Origin of the sequence: Streptomyces adelaidensis (genome assembly GCF_016598475.1) — a bacterium.
Classification (GTDB): Bacteria; Actinomycetota; Actinomycetes; order Streptomycetales; family Streptomycetaceae; genus Streptomyces; species Streptomyces adelaidensis.
Genome location: NZ_JAEMUX010000180.1, coordinates 1 through 4,586, shown reverse-complemented (window position 1 = coordinate 4,586; position 4,586 = coordinate 1). Strand labels below are relative to the sequence as shown.

Sequence of the window (4,586 nt, the reverse complement as noted above, 5' to 3'; positions counted from 1 at the left end):
GTCTAGAAGGCGCGCTTTCGACACGTACAACGAGCACCGGGCGTCAGGGTCGCCTCGGTCGCAAGGGTGCGGCAGCTCGTCGTGGTCTTGAGATCAGTAAACAGACGTATGAGTGGGGCGAGTGTGGGCTGTCCGTATACCGGATGGCTTGAGGCAACATATCAGCAGGTCAGATGCAGTGGTGTCCACCTGCTGGGCACCTGCCCCTGTGGTCAAGGCCACGATGCGTGGCCGTCGGGTTTGCCTGCCCGGGGCCGGACGCGGCGGAGTTTTGGGCCGTAATAGGGTCGCGACATGCTTGTTGCCCTGACGGTGACGACCGCCGTCGCCGCACTTCTGCTCGCCGCCTGGTGCGGCTGGGCCGCCTACCGCGATCAGCCGACCAAGGACTGGCACTTCATCGGCATGGCCGTGGTGTCGGTGCTGGCCCTCGTCCAGCTGGTCGTGGGGATCGTGCGGCTGGCGCGCGGGGAGAAGCCGGAGCAGGGGACCACGATCTTCGTGTCGTACCTCCTCGGGGCGTTCGCCTGCGTCCCGGTGACCGGGTTCATGTCGCTGGCGGAGCGCACCCGCTGGGGCAGCGTGACCGTCGCGGCCGGCGGCGTGGTCCTCGCCGTACTGCAGGTGCGGCTCTACGACATCTGGGGAGGCTGAGGTGACGGTCGCTCCGCGGGAGAAGCCGCAGACCGGGCGGGCACGGCTCATCAGCGGGCCGGGGATGCTCCTGGTCTGGCTCTACAGCGTGATGGTCGTCGGCGCGGTGTCGCGGTCCGCCGTCCAGATCGCGAGCGAGTTCGAACACGCACCGCTCGCCTACTCGCTCTCGGCGCTCGCGGGGGTGGTGTACGGCTTCATCACGTACTCGCTGGTGCGGGGCGGGGAGTTCGCCCGGAAGGCGGCACGCGTCTGCTGCGCGGTCGAACTGGCCGGCGTACTGATCGTCGGAACCTGGACATTGATCGAACCGTCGGCGTTCCCCGACAAGACCGTGTGGTCGGACTACGGAATCGGATACCTCTTCATCCCCGTGATCCTCCCGATCACCGCGATGTACTGGCTACGGAAGAGCGCGACCGCGCCCCGATAGGGGCGCGGGAACTGCGCGACGAGCCGAAACGGTCCCGCAGCCGCCCGACGACCCCGGGCGGCACCCCCTCAGGCGCCCTTACGCCGTCGCCACGTACGCACCGGCAGGCTTCTCCAGCACCACCATCGGCACCCCGTCCGACCCCTGACTCGTCCCCACCGCCTCGTACCCCACCCGGCGATACAGCCGAAGGCTGCTTTCGCTGCGGTGGCCGGCACTGAGGCGGAACCTGGTGGCGCCGCGCTCCTCCGCGAGGGTCGACTCGGCCGCGCGGAGCAGCCTCGCGCCGATGCCGTGGCCCTGGAGGCGCGGGTGGACGCAGAGCTTGCCGATGGAGGCGGTGCCGTCGTCGTGGAGGGCGCCGCGCACGGAACCGACCACTTCGTCACCCAGCCGGGCCACGAACACACAGTCCGAGGCGACCTCGTCCCGGACGGAGTCGAGGCTCTGCACGAGCGGATCGATGCGGTAGTTGCCGTACAGTGCCGCCTCGCTCTGGAAGCACAGGTACTGCAGCCTGAAGATCTGCTCGGCGTCCTGTCCGGTCGCCACCGAGATGGTCACGCTCATGCCCATGTGTGCACGCCTCCCGCTCACCTGCTCACCTGATGTCCTTCACTCCTATCCCCGCGGTTCGCGCGCCGCAACCTCCGCGGTCATCAATCGCCGCAGACATCCCAGGCATCTGGAACGTTCCGGACCGAGGCTGCCCTGTGACATACCCAACTCGCCCGCGATCTCGCGATACGTGAGGTCCTGCGGGGCCAGCAGCGCTGCGAGCAGCCGGGGGCAACGGCCCGGGAGCCGGCGTACGGCCGCGTACAGCGCGCGGCGGCGGGCGGCCGCGAGGGCCTGCTGCTCGGGGCCGGGCGCGTGCTCGTCGGCGGGCTCGACGCCGTACGGCCGTTCGAGGCGGGCGGTGCGGCGGCTGAGGCGGGCCTCGAAGCGGACGGCGCTGCGCAGCCAGCTCTCGGGGTCGACGGGCGGCCCGTCCGCGTCGAGCCGTTCCAGCAGGCGCAGCCAGACCGCCTGTTCCAGGTCCCCCGCCTCCGTGCCGGCCGCGGAGGCCTCGGCCGACACCTCCGCGACCAGCTGGGACCGGAGGGTGGCGAGCATGTCGTGTGTCATATGCCCCGGGACGCCGCCGCCCCGGCACAGGGTTGCCGGGGCGGACGGGAGTCACCCCAATCGGGGCAGAGGGCTCAGCTGTTGACGAAGTCCGCGTGGGCCAGCAGGCCCGTGTCCGCGTTGTCGGTGAAGATGCCGTCGATGCCGGTCTCGAAGTACACCTTGAACGCGCCGAAGGCGTCGCCGTAGGCGTTGGCGTCCGTGCCCTTGCGGAAGTCGGCGGGCAGGAAGGTGTTCTCGTTGCGCATGGTGTAGGGGTGCAGGATCAGGCCCTCGGCGTGTGCGTCGGCGACGAGGGTGGTCGGCGTGGTGAGCCTGCCGCCCGAGTCGCGCGGGATGACCAGGTCGAGCGTGGGGCCGATGCCGTTGGCGTACGAGGCGATCCAGGCCAGGCCCTCCGGCTTGACCAGGTCGGCGACGGTGCGCGGGTCGCCGGCCTCGACGAAGTCCCAGGGGCGGGTGGCGGCACCGGACAGCAGGACGACGAGAGGGCTGTCCACCAGGCGGTTCAGACGCTGGATGCTGCTCGGCTCGAACGACTGCAGGAAGACGGGCGAGTTCTTCTTGTGGCGGCCGTACTTGCGCAGCAGCTTGGCGAGCGGCTCCTCCAGGCCGAGGCCGAGCTTGCGGAAGTAGGTGGGGTGCTTGGTCTCGACATGCAGCCAGATGTGCCGGCCCCGCTTCCGGCCCTCCTTGTCGGCCCAGCGCAGCACCTCCTCGAAGGAGGGGATCTCCCAGCGGCCGTCGTAGAGCGTGTTCTCCTGCCGGTTGCCCGGGATGCGCTCCTTGGCGCGCAGGGTCTTCAGCTCGGCGAGGGTGAAGTCCTCGGTGAACCAGCCGGTGTAGGAGACGCCGTCGACGACCTTCGTGGTCTTCCGGCCGGCGAACTCGGGGTGCGCGGCGACGTCGGTCGTGCCGGTGATGTCGTTCTCGTGACGGCAGACGAGATGACCGTCCTTGGTGGGCACGAGATCCTGCTCGATGACATGCGCGCCCAGGTCGAGGGCCAGTTGGTACGAGCCGAGCGTGTGCTCGGGGCGGTAGCCGCTGGCGCCGCGGTGCGCGATGATCGTCGGCACCGGCAGGCTGCGGTAGCCGCCGCCCGACATGCCGGCCGACGCGCCGCCCGTCTTCGCGTCGTCGGCTCTCGCCGTGGCCGGCAGTCCGAGGACCGCTCCGCCCGCGCCGAGCACCGCGGCCCCGAGCAGCGCCCGCCGGCCCGCTGTGTGCCCCTGCTCGTTCGACTTCCGCGAGTCCTGTGACTGCCGCGACTCCTGCGTTCCCATGACGGCTCCTCCCACCGACGCCCTGCACCTGTACCTGTCAAAGCGGGACGATCGTAGGTGTCCTGAGGCGACCGGTGGGAGACCTGGGACAGAACACGCGGAAGACGCCTTGTGTCGCACTGATGGCGGAAGTTGACGGAGTGTCGGTTCGGCGACGCGATGTCCGTCACATGTTACGGGCCGGTGACAACCCGCCATCACTGAGTCACCGCAGGTAAAGGCGGGTCAATTGTTCGTATCCACTCGGTGAACCCGATGTGCGTCACGCCGTGAGCCGGGAGTATCGTCCTCACCTGCACAGACTTATACCGGAACGCTTGACATGGGAGGGCCCGTTGTCCCGCTTCGCGCTCATCAAGGCAGTGCTCGGACCGATCATGCGCCTGATGTTCCGCCCACGGGTGGAGGGTGCGGAGCACATCCCTGGGGACGGTCCGGTGATCCTCGCCGGCAACCATCTGACCTTCATCGACTCGATGATCCTGCCGCTGGCGAGCAACCGGCAGGTCTTCTTCATCGGCAAGGACGAGTACGTCACCGGCAAGGGCGTCAAGGGCCGGCTGATGGCCTGGTTCTTCACCGGCGTCGGCATGATCCCCGTCGACCGTGACGGTGGACGCGGCGGGGTGGCCGCGCTGATGACCGGACGGCGGGTGCTGGACGAGGGCAAGGTCTTCGGCATCTACCCGGAGGGGACGCGTTCGCCCGACGGGCGGCTGTACCGGGGCCGTACGGGTATCGCCCGGCTGACGCTGATGACCGGGGCGCCGGTGGTGCCGTTCGCGATGATCGGGACGGACAAGATTCAGCCGGGAGGGTCGGGGTTGCCCCGGCCGCACCGGGTGACGGTGCGGTTCGGTGAGGCGATGGAATTCTCCCGGTACGAGGGGATGGACCGGGATCGGTATGTGCTGCGGGCGGTGACCGATTCTGTGATGGCTGAGGTCATGCGGCTTTCGGGGCAGGAGTATGTGGACATGTACGCGTCCAAGGCCAAAGAAGCGGCTTAGCTCCGCTGGTTTTGCGGGGCTTCGGTTGTTTGTCGGGTGGCGGTCGGTGGGGGCTTGTCGCGCAGTTCCTCGCGC

General features: G+C 69.1%; 6 protein-coding genes. 3 read left to right on the top strand and 3 right to left on the bottom strand.

All coding sequences use genetic code 11. The features are described 5' to 3' along the window. The first annotated feature begins 294 nt into the window (after positions 1-294). Together I8N67_RS40915 and I8N67_RS40910 are read left to right on the top strand one after the other, a co-directional pair. A complete protein-coding gene (locus I8N67_RS40915) occupies positions 295-654 on the top strand; it encodes a hypothetical protein (RefSeq protein ID WP_200309384.1) in 360 nt (119 codons plus the stop codon). Between the two features lie 64 nt (positions 655-718). Continuing rightward, positions 719-1,087, top strand: coding sequence for a hypothetical protein (locus I8N67_RS40910; protein ID WP_234047074.1), 369 nt, complete (start codon positions 719-721; stop codon positions 1,085-1,087). A 78-nt stretch (positions 1,088-1,165) separates the two neighbouring features. On the opposite strand, the gene I8N67_RS40905 is transcribed toward I8N67_RS40910, so the two are convergent. From I8N67_RS40905 to I8N67_RS40895, 3 genes are all read right to left on the bottom strand, one after another. Continuing rightward, positions 1,166-1,663: a GNAT family N-acetyltransferase gene (locus I8N67_RS40905; protein ID WP_200309382.1), complete on the bottom strand. Its 498-nt coding sequence runs from the start codon at positions 1,661-1,663 to the stop codon at positions 1,166-1,168. Positions 1,664-1,708: 45 nt separating this feature from the next. Next, positions 1,709-2,215 (bottom strand): sigma-70 family RNA polymerase sigma factor, encoded by a 507-nt coding sequence (locus tag I8N67_RS40900; protein WP_200309381.1) that lies wholly within the window; start codon positions 2,213-2,215, stop codon positions 1,709-1,711. Positions 2,216-2,289: 74 nt separating this feature from the next. Further along, positions 2,290-3,501 (bottom strand): glycerophosphodiester phosphodiesterase, encoded by a 1,212-nt coding sequence (locus I8N67_RS40895; protein ID WP_200309380.1) that lies wholly within the window; start codon positions 3,499-3,501, stop codon positions 2,290-2,292. Between the two features lie 335 nt (positions 3,502-3,836). Between I8N67_RS40895 and I8N67_RS40890 the strand changes: the two genes are divergently transcribed. Beyond that, positions 3,837-4,511, top strand: coding sequence for a lysophospholipid acyltransferase family protein (locus I8N67_RS40890; protein WP_200309385.1), 675 nt, complete (start codon positions 3,837-3,839; stop codon positions 4,509-4,511). The last annotated feature ends 75 nt before the right edge of the window (positions 4,512-4,586 follow it).